Origin of the sequence: Pseudoxanthomonas sp. GM95 (assembly GCF_900109775.1) — a bacterium.
Classification (GTDB): Bacteria; Pseudomonadota; Gammaproteobacteria; order Xanthomonadales; family Xanthomonadaceae; genus Pseudoxanthomonas_A.
Genome location: NZ_FOAX01000001.1, coordinates 866299 through 885207 on the forward strand (window position 1 = coordinate 866299; position 18909 = coordinate 885207).

Below are 18909 nucleotides of genomic sequence, written 5' to 3' on the forward strand. Positions count from 1 at the left end.
CATTCGGCTTGTGGGCAAGGATCGCTCCTCTTGTTTATCCGCATTAATCCAAACAAAAGTGATCGTCGATCCGGGTCTACTGGATTGGCACCCGCGGGCTTTTCCCCCAACCCAAAGGTAATACCACCGTTCATGGCACCGACCGCCCCGTCCCCTCGAAGTCCATTCCTGCTGTTCGCACTGGCCTGCCTGGTATTTCTCTCCAGCTGCAGTTCCACCCGCGACATGGCCTCCTCGCTGCCTGCACCCGATCCGCTGGGCGAGCTGAAAGAAACGCCCGAGTACCGCATCGGTGCTGGCGACCTGATCCAGATCCAGGTCTTTCAGATCGAAGACCTCGAGCGTCAGGTGCGCGTGGACAACGAAGGCATGATCTCGCTGCCGTTGATCGGCAATTTCAAGGCCGCTGGCCTGACCCGCACCGAGCTTGAGAACAGCATCACGCAGGCCTACGGGAGCAAGTTCCTGCAGGACCCGCAGGTGTCGGTGCTGATCCAGGAATTCACCAGCCAGCGCATCACGGTCTCTGGGGCGGTGTCCAAGCCGGGCAACTACCCCCTGGAAGGCGCCACCCAGCTCACGCTGCAGCAGGCCTTGGCCGAAGCGCAGGGCGTGAGCGATCTGGCCAGCCGCAAGAATGTGGTCGTCTTCCGCACCATCGGCGGGCAGAAGATGATCGCGCGCTTTGACCTGACCCAAATCGAGACGGGCTCGGCGCCCGATCCGGAAATCTACGGAGGCGACATCGTTGTGGTTTATCGCTCTGACGCACGCCTGCTCCTCAAGACAGTGTTGGAGCTGACTCCCTTCGTCATGGTCTTCAGGGCTTACCGATGAGTACGGTCGATCACCGCCCAGGGCACGCGCACACCAGGCTGCAGGACGTGAGCCTGCTCGAATACTGGCAGGCCCTTACCTCGCGCCGCTGGATGATTGCCGGCATCACCATCCTGGTGACGGCCATCGTGCTGGTTGGCACCTTGCTGACCACGCCACAGTTCCGCGCGACGACGACTCTGCAGATCAATCGCGATGCGATGAACGTCGTCAACATCGAGAACCTGATGCCTGCAGAGTCGCCGATGGATCGCGACTTCTACGAAACCCAGTACGAGCTGCTTCGCAGCCGTTCGCTGGCGCAGGAAGTAATCCGCAAGACCCATCTGGCCGAGCATCCCGCCTACAAAGACATTGCCGAAAAGGCGGCTTCGCAGGCCGAAGCGGGCGCCGAGGGTGACAAGGTCGCCGTGCAGAAGCGCCAGCAGGACGCGGTAGAACGCGCATTGACGGCGGATGTGATCGCGGGGCTGGAGATCGAGCCCGTGCGTAATTCGCGTCTGGCCAAGGTGCATTTCAGCTCGCCCGATCCTGCGTTGTCGGCGCAAGTCGCCAATGCGTATGCCAGCACCTTCATTTCGGACAACCTGCAGCGTCAACTGGATGCCTCCACTTTTGCGGTGAAGTATCTGTCCGAACGTCTCGAACAGCTTCGTGCCAAGGTCGAAGAATCGGAGCGGGCCCTGGTCGACTATTCCGGCGATCAGCAGATCGTGTCGGTGGGTGAGAACGCGCCCTCGCTGCCTGCCCAGAACCTGACCGAGCTCAACGGCCTGCTGGCCACGGCACAAAGCGCCAAGATCACGGCGGAAGCAGCCTGGAACGAGGCACGTGGGGGCAATGGACTGAATCTGCCGCAGGTGGTGTCGAGCCCGCTGGTGCAGAACCTGCGCGAAGCACAGTCGCAGATGGAAGCCGAGTACAACCAGAAACTCGCGACCTACAAGCCCGACTATCCGGAAATGATGCGTCTCAAGAGCCGCATTGATGCTGGCAACGCCCAGATCCAGCGCGAGGTCGGGGTCATCAGGGCGTCACTGAAGTCGCAATACGATGCCGCCGCACAGCAGGAACAGCTGACCGAGCAGCGTATCGGCTCGCTCAAGCACGACCAGCTGGATCTGGAAGAGCGAAGCATCCGTTACAACATGCTCAAGCGTGACGTGGATACCAATCGCCAGCTGTACGACGCGTTGTTGCAGCGCTTCAAGGAAATTGGTGTCGCGGGCAATGTCGGTGCGAACAACGTGTCGGTGATCGATGCTGCGGAAATTCCGGGTTCCCCTTACTCGCCACGCCTGCCGGTCAATCTCGCGCTCGGTGTCGTGTTTGGGTTCTTCCTGGGCTTAGTGCTTGCACTGATGCTGCATCTGGTCGGCTCCATCCGTCGCGCGCAGCGGGCGTGATTCAAAGGTTCACGCCCTCTACCAGGGCGTGAACCCGGATTGCGAACGTGCGTTGGTGCACAGAATCCCACCGTTTTTCGTGAGAGTGTTGCGCTGCAACAGGTGGCTTGTTCGAGTTCCATTCGGGCAAGGAATGATTCGATGCAATGCAATGCGTGACATTCAAAATGCACCGCTTCCGACCATGGGGCCAATGCCGAGGAGAGCATTGCAGCGGTCGAGTCGCGGATGATTTTCTGGCCCGATCCGATAAGGCGATCCCCCGCGCTTTATCCATCCCGGGTCTGATTCGGAGAAAGCCATGCTGTTGGCTGATCTAAGTGGCGGTGCTTCGACCACCTCGTCGCCGCGCCTATTGTCCAAATATTCGGCGGCGGCCGACGTCATCCTGCGAGTTTCCGATATCGCCGTGGTGATTGCCGCAGCGCTGATCGCCTATCGCCTGCGGTTCGACACCTGGTTGCCAGCAGTCGGCTATCGCGCCGTGATCGGGACCACGCTGCTCTATGCGGTGATCTGCTTCACCGCGTTCCCGCTGTATCGCAGTTGGCGCGGCCGCGGCCTTGGGCGCGAGGTGATGGTCCTGGGCATGGCATGGAGCGGCGTCTTCGCGCTGTTCGCCGTGCATGCGCTGGTCGTACAGATGGGCCAGTTCGTCTCGCGGGCCTGGCTGGGAACCTGGTATGTCACCGGTTTTGCGGCATTGGTGGTCTCGCGCACCCTGCTGCGGAACGGCTTGAACGCGCTGCGTAGCACAGGTTTGGACGTCCAGCGCGTCGTGGTGATCGGCTTGCGGACCCCCGTGTTCAAGCTGCAGAAGTATCTGTCGCGCAACAGTTGGGTCGGCCTGCAGATGGTCGGCTATTTCCAGAGCCGTTACGACATGGTGCCCAGCGCCGCGTCGAGTCAGCTGCCGTGCCTGGGCATTTCGGCGCCGGAAGAGCTTGAGCGGTATCTGCAGGAAAACACGATCGAGCAGGTTTGGATTTCCATGCCGCTGGGCGATCGTGATCGCATCAAGGCACTGCTGCAGGTGCTGGATCGCTTCCCGATCACGGTCAAGCTGGTGCCGGACCTATTCGACTTCGGCATGCTCAATCAGCAGGGCGAGCAGATCGGCAGCGTTCCGGTGATCAACCTGCGCCAGGGCGGCGTGGATCGCGACAACTACTTTGTCGTGGCCAAGGCGGTCCAGGACAAAATTGTGGCGGTGGGCGCGCTGCTGGTGCTGTGGCCGCTGCTGCTGGCCATCGCGGCGGGCGTGAAGCTCAGCTCGCCGGGTCCGGTGTTCTTCCGCCAGAAGCGCCATGGCTTGGGCGGGCGCGAGTTCTACATGCTCAAGTTCCGCTCGATGGTCGTGCATCAGGAAGGTCGCGCGGAAGTGAAGCAGGCCACCCGCGGAGATTCGCGCATTACCCGCTTCGGTGGTTTCCTGCGTCGTACCAGCATGGATGAATTGCCGCAGATCCTGAATGTCCTAGGCGGCAGCATGTCGATCGTCGGGCCGCGTCCTCATGCCGCCCAGCACAACAGCCACTACGAGAAGCTGATCAATCACTATATGCAGCGCCACTACGTCAAGCCGGGCATCACCGGCTGGGCGCAGGTCAACGGTTTCCGCGGTGAGACGCCAGAGCTGCGGACGATGAAAAAGCGCGTGCAATACGATCTGGACTACATCCGTCGCTGGTCGCTGTGGCTGGACTGCAAGATCATCGTGCTGACCGCGTTCCGCGTGCTTGGCCAGAAGACTGCGTACTGATCCCATGTCCGCTGTAACAGACCCGTCTTTGCTGCCACGCGCTGCGGATGTTGAACAAGCCCAGGCTGACCATCGTGGGCGCGATCTGCTGATCGAGCTGCTGCTGCTCTTCGCGGTGGGCTACAACTTCCTGCTTGCGATCGTGAATGCGCAGTTCTTCACGGTGTCCCCGGCCCTGACCTACGTCGCGGAGCTGGTGATCTATGCGGGCTGCTTCGGCCTGGGCATCTGGACCCTGCAACGCGAAAAGATCGTCGCGCTGCTCGTGGGCATCGGCTTGATCGGCGCGATCATGCTGCTTCGCTATGTCCTGGAGTGGCGCGTGGATGCGAAGTTCATCCGCGACGCGATCATTCCGTTCGCCTTTCTCGTGCTGGGCGCGGCCTATGGTGGCTCGCTGCCGCGGTTGTTCCTGCGCATGACCGTGATCGTGGCGCTCGTCGCGGTCGTCGAACTGGTCGCACCGAATCTTTACGGTGACGTGGTCAATCCGAAGAGCTATTACGTCAACACGCGCGGCCTCGACGCTGGCGGCTTCTGGAACCAAGACAGCAATCTGTTCGTCAGTGCGACCCGTCCGGGCGAACGCAACTTCCTCGCGGGAAGCAATCTACCGCGCGCGTCCTCGATCTTCGTGGAGCCGGTGACCACGGGTAACTACCTGGTGTTCTTCTGCGCGATCCTGCTCGTGTTCTGGCGCTCGATGGGGCCAAAACGGATCATCTTTTCGGTCGGGTTGTTGCTGTTCCTGATCGTGGCATCCGACGGCCGACTCGCGGCTGGGACGAGTTTGCTGCTGATACTCGGCGCGCCGTTCCTGCGCAAGCTGGACCAGCGGTTCTCCTTCCTGATGTTGCCGTTGGTGATCGTAGGCGCGGCCGCGATGGTGTGGCTGATGCGGGTCAACGCCTACGAAGACACCACGATGGGACGCGTCTACCTGACGGTGCATGCACTGCAGGAAATGACGGCCGAAGCCTGGCTGGGCCTGGATTTCGATGTGCCGTATCTGTACGCCGATAGCGGCGTGGCGTATTTCATCGCCTCACAGTCGATCATGATCGTCGGCGCTTTCCTGTTGGCTTTCGCCTTCGGGCTGGAGATGCCGACCGAGGATGGCCAGGCTTTCAAGAATTTCTTCATGTTGGCGTTCGCACTGGGCTTGCTGGTGTCCAACAGCTTGTTCTCGGTGAAGTCCGCCGCGCTTTGGTGGTTTGTCCTGGGCGTGATGTGGCAGTTGCCGAAAGGCCAGTGGTTCTCGCATGTCCCCGCATTGGAAGCATGGGCCGTCAACCGTCGGACAGCCGAGCCGGACGGCGTCTCGACGGGAGCACCTTGAACGGTGTCATCCGTGGGACAGGCGCGCGATTTTCGGATCGACGCGGCCAAGGCGCTGGCGATCATCCTGGTCGTGCTGGGGCATGCGCGCGGCATCCCGCACGCGTTCACCATCCTGGTCTACAGCTTCCACGTGCCACTGTTCTTCCTGTTGTCCGGATGGGTCGCGCGCGCGCACGGCACCGAGCGCGGATTCGGCGAAACCTTGGTGCGATTGGTGCGCAGCCTGCTGCTGCCGTATCTGCTCTTCTTCTTCACCGGCTATGTGTATTGGCTGTTGACCCGACACATGGGCGAAAAGGCGGCGCGCTGGGGCAGCTTGCCCTGGTGGGATCCGGTGCAGGGGTTGGTAACGGGCATCGGCCCGGATCTGTACGTCAACCCGGTGCTCTGGTTCTTGCCGGTGCTGTTCGTGACCACGCTCGCGGCCTTCCTGCTGCGTCGTGTGCCGGTCGGCATCTTGGTATCGGTCGCGCTGGTGGTGGGCTTGGTCTGGACAGCAGTCTTTCCCTCGCTCAGCGTGCGGCTTCCGTTCGGGCTGGACGTCTTGCCGATCGCGCTGGTGTTCTATGCGCTGGGCGGCTGGTTGGCGCAGCGCAAGGTGCTCCCGGCATCGGTGCGCGGCAACGCGCTGATGGCGCTGATGCTGATCGCGCCTTGGGCGGTCCTCGCGTTTTACAACGGACGCGTGGACATCAACGCCATGCTGTTCGGCGGCAGTGTTGTGCTGTTCTTCGTCAATGCGTGCCTGGGCACCTTGATCGTGCTGTGCCTGGCGCGTCTGTTCGAAGGCATTGGGCCGCTGCGCTGGATCGGGCAGAACACGCTGGTGATCCTGTGCACGCACATCCTGATCTTCTTCGTGCTGTCTGGCGTGGCGTCGCTGGCCGGGATGTTCCGCGGCGACGCGCAGCCGGGCCCGGCATGGGCTGTTTTCATTTCCATCTTCGCGCTTGCTGCCTCCGTGCCGTTGCGGTGGATCTTGGCGCGCATGGCGCCCTGGTCGATCGGACTGCGGCGCAAGGTGTGATGCGTATGTCTCCCGTTTTCTGCAACAAGGTGTCCGTATGAAAGTGGTGCATGTCGTGCGCCAGTTCCATCCTTCCGTCGGTGGGATGGAGGAGGTCGTGCTCAACGTGGCGCGCCACCACCAGGCCGCCGGCAATGACGAGGTGGAAGTGGTCACGCTCGACCGGGTGTTCTCGCAGCCGGAACTGCGGCTAGCCTCCACGGCCCAGCACGGAACGCTGCCGGTGCGCCGGCTGTCGTGGCGTGGCTCATCGCGTTACCCGCTGACGCCCGCCGTGCTGCGTGCGATCTCCAGCGCCGATGTGGTGCACGTGCACGGTATCGATTTCTTCTACGACTATCTTGCGTTGACGACGCTGCTGCATCGCAAGCCGATGATCGTGTCCACGCACGGCGGCTTCTTTCATACGGCCTACGCGTCCAAGCTGAAGAAGTTGTGGTTCAACACGCTTACGCGCGCCTCGGCGCTGGCATACAAGCGTGTGGTGGCAACGAGCGAAAACGACGGTGACATGTTCTCGCAGGTTGTTTCCCCGCAGCGCTTGCGCGTGATCGAGAACGGCGTCGATGTCACCAAATTTGCGGACAAGGGCAGCCCGACTAACGGACGGACGCTGATCTATTTCGGGCGCTGGTCGGTCAACAAGGGCCTGCTGGAAACACTGGATCTCTTTGCCGCCCTGCGTGAGCGCAATGCGTCCTGGCAGCTGATCGTCGCGGGCCGCGAGTACGACCTGACCCGCGCCGACCTGGAGCGCGAGATCGCGGCACGTGGCCTGCAAGGCGCGGTCGAGATCGTCGTGTCGCCGAGCGAAACCGAGCTGGGAACGCTGCTGGGCAAGGCGCAGTACTTCGTTTGCCTGTCGCGTCACGAGGGATTTGGCATCGCGCCGGTTGAGGCGATGAGCGCCGGGCTGGTGCCCGTACTCAGCCAGATCCCGCCGTTCATGCGGTTGCACCGAGAGTCTGACCTGGGCGTCATCGTGGATCCCCGCAATCCCGCTGCCGGTGCCGAGGCGGCCGAGCAACAGGCGACGGTGTCCGAGCAGGAATACACCGCACGCCGGACGCGGGCCATGGCCTACGTGGCCCGCTATGACTGGAAGCACGTCGTCGGGCGCTATGTCGCCGAGTACCACGCTGCACTTGGAATGGAGGGTGCGTCATGAAGCACACAACATCGAACGATCACACCGAAGGCCTGGGATTGCGGCCGAGCTTGACCGTGCTGCAGCAGGTCAACGCGCCCACGCCCAAGACCAATCCCTATCTCGTGCAGCTATTCGGCGCGCTGACGCCGCTGGTGCACATCCGCTACTGGTCGCTGCGCACCGCGCTGCTGTCCCGTTACGACGTGGTGCACCTGCACTGGCCCGAATACATGATGCGCCACCACTCGGTTGTAGGACGCCTGTTGCGCCAGTGTGCGGTGGCGGTGCTGCTGATGCGCTGGACGCTGCTACGGACGCCGGTGGTGAGGACGCTGCACAACCTGGCGCCACATGAAGGCGGCGGCCGCTTCGAACGTGCGCTGCTGGGCTGGATGGATCGTCTGACCACACGCTGGATCCGCATCAATGCGACCACCGAGCTGCGTGATCCTGGCACCGATACTGCGCTGCACGGCCATTACCGTGACTGGTACGCGCAGATGGAGCGGCCGCAGTCCAAGGCTGGGCGCTTGCTGCATTTTGGCCTGATCCGTCCGTACAAGGGCGTGGAAGTGCTGATGGCGGCGATGTCCGGATTGCGTACGCCGGGCTGCAGGCTGCGGATCGTCGGCAATCCGGCCAGTGACGCGATGCGCACGGTGGTCGAGCATGCCTGCGAAGAAGACGCGCGGATCAGCGCGCTGCTGCAGTACGTCGACGATCCCACGCTGGCACGCGAGGTGTCCGAAGCCGAGCTGGTGGTGCTGCCGTATCGCGAGATGCACAACTCCGGCACGTTGCTGCTGAGCCTGTCGCTGGATCGTCCGGTGCTCGTGCCGCACACCGAGAACAATGCCGCCGTGGCCGAAGAGGTCGGCGATGGTTGGGTGCTGATGTACGACGGCGAGTTGACCGCGGAAGTCCTGGAGGACGGCCTGCGACGTGCACGCAGCCTGCCGCGCCGCCGGCATTCCGATCTGTCCCAACGCGATTGGGCGCGCGCGGGCGAGCGCCACTATCGCAGCTATGCGGCGGCGATCCGCCAGCGCCTGGGGCGTCGTTCCGTCGCGCGTGCCGCCTCGGGCGCGAAGGCCACCACTGGCAGGAGCCGATGAAGGCATGTCCGTGAGTTCGCCTGCAACACCGCCCGGATCCACTTCCAACTTGGGCTCGCGCGCCGCTGCGGGCGCCGCCAAGACCATGGCGGGGCAGGGCGCGCGCATGGTGGTGCAGTTCGGCGGGATCATCCTGCTGGCGCGCCTGCTGAGCCCGGAAGACTACGGCCTGATGGCCATGGTCACCGCGCTGGTGGGCATCTGCGAAATTCTGCGCGACTTCGGCCTGTCCTCGGCGGCGATCCAGGCCAAGTCGCTCTCGAATGCGCAGCGCGACAATCTCTTCTGGGTCAACAGTGCGATCGGGTTGGGATTGGGGCTGACTGTCTTCGCTGGCGCCGGTCTGATCGCGGATTTCTATCACGAGCCGCGCCTGGTCGCCGTGGCGCAGGTCATGTCGGTGACCTTCCTGCTGAGCGGCATGAACACGCAGTACCGCGCGCACTTGAGCCGTGGCCTGCAGTTCGGCCGGCTCGCGATGAGCGACGTGGGCGGGCAGACGCTGGGCCTAATCTCCGGCGTGTTGGCCGCACTGGCGGGCTGGGGTTACTGGGCGCTGGCAATCCAGCAGGTGGTGGGAGGCGCCGTGGGCCTGATCATTTCCGCCATTGCCTCGCGCTGGTTGCCGGGACGGCCGCATCGCGGCGTGCCGATGCGCGACTTCCTCACTTACGGCACCAACCTCATGGCCGCGCAGATGCTGGGCTATGTGAGCCAGAACATCGGCCAGGTTGTGATCGGTTATCGCACCGGCGCCGAGGCGCTGGGCCTCTACAACCGCGCGTTCCAGCTGCTGATGATGCCGCTCAACCAGATCAATGCGCCGGCGACCACGGTGGCGCTGCCGGTGTTATCCAAGCTGCAGGACGAACCGGGCCGCTACGATATTTTCTTGCTGCGCGGACAGACGGTGCTGGTGCACGTGGTGGTGGCGATCTTTGCCTTCGCCTGCGCGCAGGCCTCACCGCTGATCACGATTTTCCTGGGCGAGAAGTGGCAGCCGGCGGTGATCATCTTCCAAGTGCTTGCGGTCGGCGGCATCTTCCAGGTGGTCGCTTACGCCTCGTATTGGGTCTTTCTGTCGAAGGGGCTCGCGGGCTCGCAGTTGGTGTATGCGGTGATCGCGCGCCTGCTGATCATCGCGTGCATCTTCGGAGGTGCGTACTGGGGTGCGCTCGGCGTGGCAGCGGGGTATTCGCTGGGACTGGCCTTGACGTGGCCGCTGTCCACCATCTGGGTGGCGCGCGTCGGCAATGCACCGGGCTGGGCGATGTTCAACAACGGCCTGCGCGCGATCGTGGGTTATGGCGTCTGCGCGCTGGTGTCGTGGTTCGCGGCAACACACTGGGCGCAGACCCCGGTGATGGAGCTGGTGATCGGCGTGGTAGCGATCCTGGTGGCTTATGGCGTCGTGTGCCTTGTGTGGCCTGCATTTCGTAACGACGTGCGCACGATCCTGCAAAGCAAAGAGTTATTGCGCCGCCGCGGCTGAACACATCATCGGCATGTTCATGAATAGAGCCCGATCCAAGTTCATGCGTGCAGTCATTTAGGTGAGCCCGGTCACGCTCCGCTCCCGAGAAAACAAGCACTCTGGGACCGTGTAGTCATCAGTGTGATCGATGGCTGCCGTTGCAGCCATCCCCCGGGCTTTTGCAGTTCGTCTTGCTCTTTAAATGCACCTGCCTTTGGGGCCGGTGACTGCATCCTGTGGTGGTGGATTTCACTCCGGTTGTGCCGGGTCGCATGGTCGCGACCCGCTCCTGACGAGGACGCCCCATGTCGGCCCCTGACTCCCCCACAGTCGCCGAAATCGAATCACCCGCAGCATTGCCTCCCAAGCCTGCAGGCGAAAAGAAAAAGCCGCGCTACCTAGTGTTGTCGGCGCACGATTACCGCACGCCGCGCCGCGCCAATATCCATTTCATCACCGATGAATTGGCTAAGCGCGGTACGACGCGGTTCTTCTCTCTGCGCTATAGCCGGCTTTCGCGCATGAAGCACGATATGCGCCTGCCGCTGGACGAGACCGCCAACACCGTGGTCAAGCACAAGGGCGTGGAGTGCTATCTGTGGCGCACGCTCGTGCATCCGTTCAATACACGGCGGCAGTGGTTGCGGCCGGTCGAGAACACGATGTTCCGCATGTACGCGCGCAACCCGCCCGACATCCTCAAGCGCTGGATCCGCGAATCCGATGTGATTGTGTTCGAGAGCGGCACGGCGGTGGCGTTCATCCGTTTGGCGCAGCAGCTGAATCCGAAGGCGCGCCTGGTCTATCGTGCTTCCGATGGATTGAGCACGATCGAAGTGGCCGAATTCATTGCGCGCGAGTTCGATGATGTGTGTGCTTCGCTCGATGCGATCGCGCTGGTCTCGCCGGTAATGGCGGATGAAATCAACAGCCAGCACAACGTCTATCACGTCGGACACGGTGTCGATCCGGGCCTGGAAGAGATGGGCGATCCGCGTCCCTATCCCGAGACCGGCATCCATGCGGTGGCGGTGGGTTCGATGCTGTTCGACCCGGAGTTCTTCGTGCAGGCCAGCCAGGCCTTCCCCGAGGTGACTTTCCACGTGATCGGTTCCGGTCGCGGTGCGATACCGGGTTATGGCGACAACGTGGTGGTGTATGGCGAGATGAAGCACGCCGATGTGGTGCGCTACATCAAGCACGCCAATATCGGCATCGCGCCGTATTCGTCCGAGCAGGTGCCGGCTTACCTGGCCGACAGCTCGATGAAACTGCTGCAGTACGACTTCTTCGGTCTGCCGGCCGTGTGTCCGCATGCCGTGGTGGGTACGTACGCCTCGCGCTTCGGCTATACGCCGGGCGATGCCGACTCCATTCGCGATGCCATCCAGTTGGCCCTTGAAGCGCCGCATGTGCGCTATCGGGAATGCCTGGACTGGCGCGAAACCACCGACCGCCTGCTGCAGCCGGAGCGGTATCCGGAAACCCATTTAGTTTCATGAGAGGCTAGCGGAAGAAGGGCCTCAGGCAGCGTCTGTCCCTGATAGCTGCTTTTATCGTTCTTTGAAGTGTCGAAAACCTGAGTCTGGATTGATTTCTTTTATGTCGATAGTCGCTGGTGGACTCGTTGATGATGATGTGCGAGAGGATGTTGTCTGGTTGGGTGGTTACCCGATCCTGAGGACGCGCCTAGAGCCATTCGTTGGGGCGCTGCTGAGAGAAATTGAACAAGGCGGTCGTAGGCAGGTTTTCTTCGCGAACACGAACTTCATCGTGGAATGTCGCAGTGAGCGCGCCGCGCTGCAGCGCCCATCGACCGTCATCGTAAACGACGGAATTGGCTTGGATCTGGCCGCAATGCTGATCCATCGTCAGCGCTTCCTGGAAAATCTCAACGGCACCGATCTGATCCCAAACCTATGTGCGCGGAGCAAGCGTCCGCTACGTTTTTTCCTGCTGGGTGCAAAGCCTGGCATCGCAGCGGCCGCTGCGGCCACGCTGGAAGGCGTGTACGGGCAGGACGTGGTCGGCATCTGCGACGGTTACGGCCAGATGCGCGAGCAGGGCGATGAGCTGGTGCGCACGATCAATCGCGCGCAGCCTGACGTGCTGCTAGTGGCGTTGGGCAACCCGATCCAGGAGTGCTGGATCCTGGAGCACAGCGAGCAGTTGGAAGTGCCGCTCGCATTCGGTGTGGGTGCGTTGCTGGATTTCCTGTCCGGCAATGCAAAGCGGGCGCCTGCATGGGTGCAGCGTATCCACATGGAGTGGGCGTTCCGCCTGCTGCTGGAGCCACGGCGTTTGTGCAAGCGTTACACCATCGATCTGTTTACGTTCTTCGGGGTCTGCATCCGGGCGCGTGAAACCCGCATGGCTTGAACGCGGTCAGCGCGACGGCCATGCTGGGACATGACCGAACCAGCTCCCCACGTCACTGCCGATGACCTGATCCGGAGCCTGCAATTGGCGCCGCATCCCGAGGGCGGCTACTACCGACGGATCCATGCGTCCGCGCTGCAAGTGCAATGCGGACAGCGGCGTCGGCCGGCGTCGACCGCCATCGACTTCCTGCTGCGCGACGGACAGTGCAGCGAGTGGCATCGCGTGGATGCTGACGAGGCCTGGCTTTGGCGCGCGGGCGGTCCGCTGCGATTGCAGGTGTTCGAGCCGGCGACCGAGCAGCTGCAGGAGGTCATCCTGGGCAATATGCTCGCAACGCCAGAACCGGAGGACGCAGCGCTGGTCGCGTTCCACGCCGTGCCCGCGGGCTGGTGGCAGCGGGCCTGGACCGCCTCGCCATGGAGCCTGGTGAGCTGCGTGGTCACGCCCGGATTCGAGTGGGAGGGCTTTGCCCTGATCGATGCCGCGCCCGAGATCGCCGCCAAGCTGAAGGCGCGCCACGCGCTCTGAAATCGCCTCGTGCGGTCAGCGATCCCCGTCGTTACAGTGCCCGCTGGCAGACAGCGGCAGGACGCGGCACGTGCGAAAGGCTTCAACACAGATTCCATGGAAAAGACGGGCAGGGCGCGCGGCGCTGGCTTTCATGCTGCTGCCCCTGATGGCAGTGGCACAGGAGCACGCAACGCCTCTCGTCAGCGCACCGCCGACACCGTCGCAAGCAGACGCATCGATCACCGATCTGGCGCCGATGACGGTCTCTGGCGTTCAGCCAGGTCCGGGTTTGTGGAAGGTGAGCCATGGCGCGCACACGCTGTGGGTGCTCGGCACTTTGTCGCCGCTGCCCAAGCGGATGGAGTGGCGCTCGCAGGAGGTGGAACAAGCGATCGCCCAGTCGCAGGAGTTGCTGTTGCCGCCGACGCTGTCGCTGGATACCGGTCGCGGGATGTTCCGCAGCCTGTTCCTGATCCCGGCGCTGCTGAAGGCGCGCAAGAATCCGGACGGACAGACCTTGCAGGAGGTGCTTCCGGCGGATCAGTACGCACGCTGGAGCACGCTCAAGGCGCGCTATATCGGCAGCGATCGCGGGGTTGAGCAGTGGCGCCCGATCTTCGCGGCAACCGAGCTGTACATGGCCGCGATGAAGCGCTCCGGCCTGACCATGGACAACGTGGTGCGCGGCGAAGTGGAGAAGCTGGCCAAGCGCCAGAAACTGAAGATCACCGACGTCACCAGCACCGCCAAGCTGGACGACCCCAAGGCGGCGATCAAGGAATTCCAGCGCACGGGCTTGCAGGACCAGACCTGTTTCGTGCGCACGCTGGAAGTGATCGACCGCGAAATCGACGCCATGCGCGAGCAGGCCAACGCCTGGGCGGTGGGCGATGTCGAGGTGCTGCGCAACAGTCCGCAGACCAGCCAGTACGCTGCATGCCAGGCCGCGATCAGCGAGAGCGCGATTGCGCGCAAGTTCGGCATCGGCAACCTGCGCAAGCAGTCACTGGACCTATGGCTGCAGAAAGCCGATGCGGCGCTGTCCACGAATGTCAGCACGGTCGGCCTGCTGCCGATCGGGCTGGTGCTCGGTCGCGACAACCTGATGGAAGACCTCAAGGCGCGCGGCTACACCGTCGAAGCACCGGGCGAATACTGAAACTCATCGCCTGCGAATCGCATCAGTGCGATTCGCAGGTACGGCGTACTCAGCCGATCGCGCTCAGTGGCGGCGTACCGCTGCCCAGCTGCGGCCAGCGCGCCAGCACCGCCTTGCGGATACCGGCGGCATCCAGGCCCGCCTCGGTCAGCAGCTGTTCGCGGCTGGCGTGGTGCTGGAAGGCATCGGGCAGGCCCAGGTGCAGGATCGGCAGGTGCGCGCCTTCGGCGTTGAGCAGTTCTGCCACGCCCGAACCCGCGCCGCCGGCGACCACGTTGTCTTCCAGCGTCACCAAGCCAGCGTGGCTGCGGGCCAGTTCCAGCAGCAGCTCGCGGTCCAGCGGTTTGACGAAGCGCATGTTGACCACGGTCAGGCCAAGCTCGCGCGCGACCTGTTCGGCAGCAGGCAGGATCGCGCCGAAGGCAAGCAAGGCGACCTGCTGGCCACGCTGGCGCAGCTGCGCCTTGCCGATCGGCAAGGTGTCCAGCGACGGATCGACCGCCACGCCGGGGCCGGTGCCGCGCGGATAACGCACCGCGGCCGGGCCGGTATGGCCGAAGCCGGTGGACAGCATCTGCCGACATTCGTTTTCATCGGCCGGCGCCATCACCACCATGTTCGGCACGCAGCGCAGGAAGCTCAGGTCCAGGTTGCCCGCGTGCGTGGCGCCATCCGGGCCGACCACGCCGCCGCGATCGATCGCTAACAGCACGTCCAGGTCCTGGATCGCCACGTCATGCACCAGCTGGTCGTAGGCGCGCTGCAGGAAGGTCGAGTAGATCGCTACGACCGGCTTGGCGCCGTCGCAGGCCATGCCCGCGGCGAGCGTCACTGCGTGCTGCTCGGCGATGGCCACGTCGAAATAGCGCTTGGGGAACTCGCGCGAGAACCGCACCAGGCCCGAACCTTCGCGCATCGCCGGGGTGATGCCCAGCAGCAACGGATCGGCCGCGGCCATGTCGCACAGCCAATCGCTGAAGACATCGGTGTAGGTGGGCTTCTTGACCGTGGCGACGGCCTTGGCCGGCAGGCCCTTGAGCGGGTCGAACGGACCGACGGCGTGATAGCCGATCTGGTCGCCTTCGGCGCGCTCGTAGCCCTTGCCCTTGGTCGTGATGACGTGCAGCAGCTGCGGGCCCTTGAGGGTCTTGATGGTCTTCAGTGCGCCAACCAGCGCCGGCACGTCGTGGCCGTCGATCGGACCGGTGTAGTGGAAGCCCATCTGCTCGAACAGCGTGGACGGCACGAACATGCCCTTCCAGTGTTCTTCCCAGCGGCGCATGAAACGCGCCGGCGGCTTGCGCTTGTCGCCCAACAGCTTCTTGCCGCCTTCGCGCAACGCGTTGAGCGTCTTGGACGAGCTCATGCGGCCCAGCAGCTGGGTCAACGCGCCGACGTTCTCCGAGATCGACATCTGGTTGTCGTTGAGCACAACCAGTACATCGGGCTCGTCTTCCATGCCGCCGGCGTGGTTTAGCGCTTCGAACGCCATGCCGGCGGTCATCGCGCCATCGCCGATCACCGCGACCGAGCGCCGGCCGTTGCCCAGCTGCGCATTAGCGATCGCCATGCCCAGCGCCGCGGAAATCGAGGTCGAAGAATGGCCGACGCCGAAGGTGTCGTATTCGGACTCTTCGCGCTTGGGGAACGGCGCCACGCCGTCGGCCTGCTTGACGGTATGGATCTCGTCGCGGCGGCCGGTGAGGATCTTGTGCGGGTAGGTCTGGTGGCCGACGTCCCAGACCAGGCGGTCGTTGGGCGTGTCGTAGAGGTAGTGCAGGGCCACGGTGAGTTCGATCACGCCTAGGCCAGCGGCGAAATGGCCGCCACTGCGGCCGACCGATTCGATCAGGTAGGCCCGCAGTTCATCGGCGATGGCGGTCAGTTCGGCCTCGTCGAAGCGGCGCAGGTCGGCTGGCGTTTCGATCCTTGAAAGGCGGGGATAGCGGGTAGCGTCGATCATCGTGGCGGTCGGCAATGCAGCTGCGCATTTTCCCCCCGTAGACAGGGAGGGGCAAGCAAGGGGGTTCAGTCTGGGATCACCCGCGGTCGGGGTGGCGTGAAACCCAGCCTCGCCGGCTCAGGCCGACAGGCGCGATCGCTTGGGCAGATGGGTCTTCAGGAAGGCCATCTGGTCGGCCAGGATGTTGCGGTTGGACAGGATCAGGTGCTCGATCCAACTGGGCCTGTACGGCACGGCCAGCAGCGGCATATGTGCCTGCTGCGGGGTGCGGTTGGCCTTGCGCGAGTTGCAGTGAAAGCACGCGCTGACCACGTTTTCCCAGATATCGCGGCCGCCCTTGGACACCGGCAGCACGTGGTCGCGGGTCAGCAGCTGGCGCGAGAACTGCTGGCCGCAGTACAGGCACAGGTGGTCGTCGCGGGCGAACAGCGCCTGGTTGGTCAGCGACGGCGTCGGCGATAGCCCGGCCGCGCGCGCATGGCCGCGCGAGGCCACGATCGGGTGCAGGTCGATGAAGCTCTGCTGGCCGGTCAGGCGGTTGGTCCCGCCGCGCACGGTCAGGCAGGGATCGCCCAGGGTCCAGGCCACGGCATCGCGGGCATACAGGCAGGTCGCGTCCTGCCAGTTGATCCAGTCCAGCACGCGGCCATGCGCATCGAGCGACAGCACGCGGACGCTGGCGGCGCGGATCAGGGGAGAGAGTGAAGTGACGATGGCGGGAGACGCGAGTCCGTCGCCTGCCGAAGCACTGTCGAACAGTGCCGGGGTCTCGGAGTCATCCGTATGAAGCTGAGCGTTGTCTGCTTCCATCGGGGAAACAGGTTATACCTGATGGATGACGAATTGTGTACTGCGTTCCGTGTTTCGGCGGCTGCAGGTGGATTTCGTCCTCTTGATTACGAGAAACGCCGGGAACGCGTGGGTTTCGGTTCCCATGCGCGCAGCCCGGTGCGATCAACCGCGCCGGGCCGCCGAGCCGGTTCAGGCGTCGAAGCGCGCGTCGTCCATCGCCATCAGGGACTCGGCGCCCGCGCGGATCGCCGCGGCGTGGGCCAGGGTGCGCGGCAGGATGCGAGCGAAGTAGAACCGCGCGGTCTCCAGTTTGGCCTGCTTGAACGCGGCATCCTGGTTCGACGCCTGCGCGGCGACCACGCTGCGTGCCCACCAGTAGGCCAGCACCACGTAGCCGGAATAGAACAGGTAATCGGTGCTGGCCGCGCCGAGTTCTTCCGGATTGCTGGCTGCGCGCTGCAGCACGTCCTGGGTCAGCGCGCCCCATTCGGCGGCCTTTTCGCGTAGTGGCGCGATGAATTCGGCCGCGGCCGCATCACCTTCATGCGCACGGGTGAACTGCTCGATCAGGCCCAGGAACAGCTTCAATCCGGCCGCACCGCTGGCGGCGGTCTTGCGGCCGATCAGGTCCAGCGACTGGATGCCGGTGGTGCCTTCGTAAAGCGTGGTGATGCGGGCATCGCGGGCCAGCTGCTCCATGCCGTGTTCGTGGATGTAGCCGTGACCACCGAAGCACTGCAGCGCGTTGTAGGTGTTCTCGATGCTCCACTCGGTCTGGCAGGCCTTCGAGATTGGGGTGAGGAAACCGACCAGCGTGTCGGCCTGCTCGCGCTCGGCGGCATCGTCGGCGTGATGGGCGATGTCGATCAGGGTGCCGGCGTGCAAGGCGAGCAGGCGCGCGCCTTCGGTCAGCGATTTGATCGACAGCAGCATGCGGCGCACGTCGGGGTGGACGAGGATCGGATCGGCGGGTTTTTCCGGGAATTTGGCGCCGGACAGCGAACGCGTCTGCAGACGTTCGCGCGCATAGGCGAGCGCATTCTGGTAGGCACGCTCGGACAGGCCGATGCCCTGCAGACCCACACCCAGACGCGCGGTGTTCATCATCGTAAACATCGCCTGCAGGCCCTTGTGCGGCGCACCGACGAGATAGCCGAGTGCGCCGTCGAAGTTCATCACGCAGGTGACCGAACCCTTGATGCCCATCTTGTGTTCGATCGAGCCGCAGCGCAGCGCGTTGCGCGCGCCCACAGTGCCATCGCGCGCGACCTGGAACTTGGGCACCACGAACAACGAGATGCCCTTCGGCCCGGCCGGTGCGTCGGGCAGCTTGGCCAGCACCAGATGCACGATGTTGTCGGTGAAGTTGTGCTCGCCGGCGGTGATGAAGATCTTGGTGCCGGTGATGGCGTAGGTGTCCTCGCCGAAGGGTTCGGCGCGGGTGCGCAGCAGGCCCAGGTCGGTGCCGCAGTGCGGTTCGGTCAGGCACATGGTGCCGGTCCAGCGGCCCTCGACCAGCGGCTTGAGGAAGACCTCCTGCTGCCACGGCTGGCCGTGGAATTTGAGCGCTTCGATGGCGCCATGCGACAGCAGCGGGAAGTTGCCCCAGGCCAGGTTGGCGGCGTTGATCATCTCGCCCAGCGGCACGCCGACGGTGTGCGGCAGGCCCTGGCCGCCGAACTCGGGCGCGGCGGTCAGGCCGGTCCAGCCGCCTTCGGCAAACTGGGTGTAGGCCTCCTTGAAGCCCGGCGGTGTGGTGACCTCGGCCGTGGCGGTGTCCAGCGTGCAGCCGACCTCGTCGCCGACGCGGTTGAGCGGGGCCAACACGGTGGTGGTGAAGCGGCCGGCTTCTTCCAGTACCGCATCGACCAGCTCCTGGCTGGCGTCGGCAAAGCCCAGGCGGGCGAACAGGGGCTCGACGTCCAACACGTCGTACAGGGCAAAGCGGATGTCTTTCAGCGGGGCGCGGTAGCTGCTCATGCGGATGCTCT

15 protein-coding genes are annotated in these 18909 nt (G+C 64.0%); 12 read left to right on the top strand and 3 right to left on the bottom strand.

Annotated elements, in window-relative coordinates:
* Positions 1 to 132: 132 nt before the first annotated feature.
* From BMZ17_RS04145 to BMZ17_RS04200, 12 genes are all read left to right on the top strand, one after another.
* Positions 133 to 837: a polysaccharide biosynthesis/export family protein gene (locus BMZ17_RS04145; RefSeq protein ID WP_093136327.1), complete on the top strand. Its 705-nt coding sequence runs from the start codon at positions 133 to 135 to the stop codon at positions 835 to 837.
* Positions 834 to 2243, top strand: coding sequence for a GumC family protein (locus BMZ17_RS04150; protein ID WP_093136331.1), 1410 nt, complete (start codon positions 834 to 836; stop codon positions 2241 to 2243). The genes BMZ17_RS04145 and BMZ17_RS04150 overlap by 4 nt, the downstream gene beginning before the upstream one ends.
* Before the next feature lie 301 nt (positions 2244 to 2544).
* Positions 2545 to 4005, top strand: coding sequence for an undecaprenyl-phosphate glucose phosphotransferase (locus BMZ17_RS04155; RefSeq protein ID WP_093136336.1), 1461 nt, complete (start codon positions 2545 to 2547; stop codon positions 4003 to 4005).
* A complete protein-coding gene (locus tag BMZ17_RS04160; protein ID WP_254775177.1) occupies positions 3983 to 5344 on the top strand; it encodes a polysaccharide biosynthesis protein GumE in 1362 nt (453 codons plus the stop codon). Before BMZ17_RS04155 ends, BMZ17_RS04160 begins: the two co-directional genes overlap by 23 nt.
* A 3-nt stretch (positions 5345 to 5347) precedes the next feature.
* Positions 5348 to 6373 carry an acyltransferase family protein gene (locus tag BMZ17_RS04165; RefSeq protein WP_093136340.1) on the top strand — a complete coding sequence of 342 codons (1026 nt, stop codon included), beginning with the start codon at positions 5348 to 5350 and terminating at the stop codon, positions 6371 to 6373.
* 37 nt (positions 6374 to 6410) lie between these two features.
* Positions 6411 to 7541, top strand: a complete 1131-nt coding sequence (locus BMZ17_RS04170) for a glycosyltransferase family 4 protein (RefSeq protein WP_093136343.1) — start codon at positions 6411 to 6413, stop codon at positions 7539 to 7541.
* Complete coding sequence (locus tag BMZ17_RS04175) at positions 7538 to 8638, top strand: glycosyltransferase (RefSeq protein ID WP_093136346.1); 1101 nt, start codon at positions 7538 to 7540, stop codon at positions 8636 to 8638. The genes BMZ17_RS04170 and BMZ17_RS04175 overlap by 4 nt, the downstream gene beginning before the upstream one ends.
* Before the next feature lie 4 nt (positions 8639 to 8642).
* Positions 8643 to 10130, top strand: a complete 1488-nt coding sequence (locus tag BMZ17_RS04180) for a lipopolysaccharide biosynthesis protein (protein WP_093136351.1) — start codon at positions 8643 to 8645, stop codon at positions 10128 to 10130.
* Positions 10131 to 10417: 287 nt separating this feature from the next.
* Complete coding sequence (locus tag BMZ17_RS04185) at positions 10418 to 11614, top strand: GumK N-terminal domain-containing glycosyltransferase (RefSeq protein ID WP_254775178.1); 1197 nt, start codon at positions 10418 to 10420, stop codon at positions 11612 to 11614.
* Positions 11615 to 11714: 100 nt separating this feature from the next.
* Positions 11715 to 12491 (top strand): WecB/TagA/CpsF family glycosyltransferase, encoded by a 777-nt coding sequence (locus tag BMZ17_RS04190; protein ID WP_093136358.1) that lies wholly within the window; start codon positions 11715 to 11717, stop codon positions 12489 to 12491.
* 30 nt (positions 12492 to 12521) lie between these two features.
* A complete protein-coding gene (locus tag BMZ17_RS04195; protein WP_093136362.1) occupies positions 12522 to 13022 on the top strand; it encodes a cupin domain-containing protein in 501 nt (166 codons plus the stop codon).
* A gap of 133 nt (positions 13023 to 13155) precedes the next feature.
* Positions 13156 to 14163 carry a TraB/GumN family protein gene (locus BMZ17_RS04200; RefSeq protein ID WP_175485470.1) on the top strand — a complete coding sequence of 336 codons (1008 nt, stop codon included), beginning with the start codon at positions 13156 to 13158 and terminating at the stop codon, positions 14161 to 14163.
* Between the two features lie 49 nt (positions 14164 to 14212).
* Here the strand turns inward: BMZ17_RS04200 and dxs are convergent, their stop codons facing one another.
* The 3 genes from dxs to BMZ17_RS04215 all read right to left on the bottom strand — a co-directional run bounded on the left by dxs (position 14213) and on the right by BMZ17_RS04215 (position 18898).
* Positions 14213 to 16126 (bottom strand): 1-deoxy-D-xylulose-5-phosphate synthase, encoded by a 1914-nt coding sequence (dxs, locus tag BMZ17_RS04205; protein WP_093136366.1) that lies wholly within the window; start codon positions 16124 to 16126, stop codon positions 14213 to 14215.
* Positions 16127 to 16243: 117 nt separating this feature from the next.
* The gene (locus BMZ17_RS04210; RefSeq protein WP_093138027.1) at positions 16244 to 16840 is read right to left on the bottom strand and encodes an HNH endonuclease; all 597 of its coding nucleotides are present in this window, start codon (positions 16838 to 16840) and stop codon (positions 16244 to 16246) included.
* A gap of 267 nt (positions 16841 to 17107) precedes the next feature.
* The gene (locus tag BMZ17_RS04215) at positions 17108 to 18898 is read right to left on the bottom strand and encodes an acyl-CoA dehydrogenase C-terminal domain-containing protein (RefSeq protein WP_093136369.1); all 1791 of its coding nucleotides are present in this window, start codon (positions 18896 to 18898) and stop codon (positions 17108 to 17110) included.
* Positions 18899 to 18909: the final 11 nt, after the last annotated feature.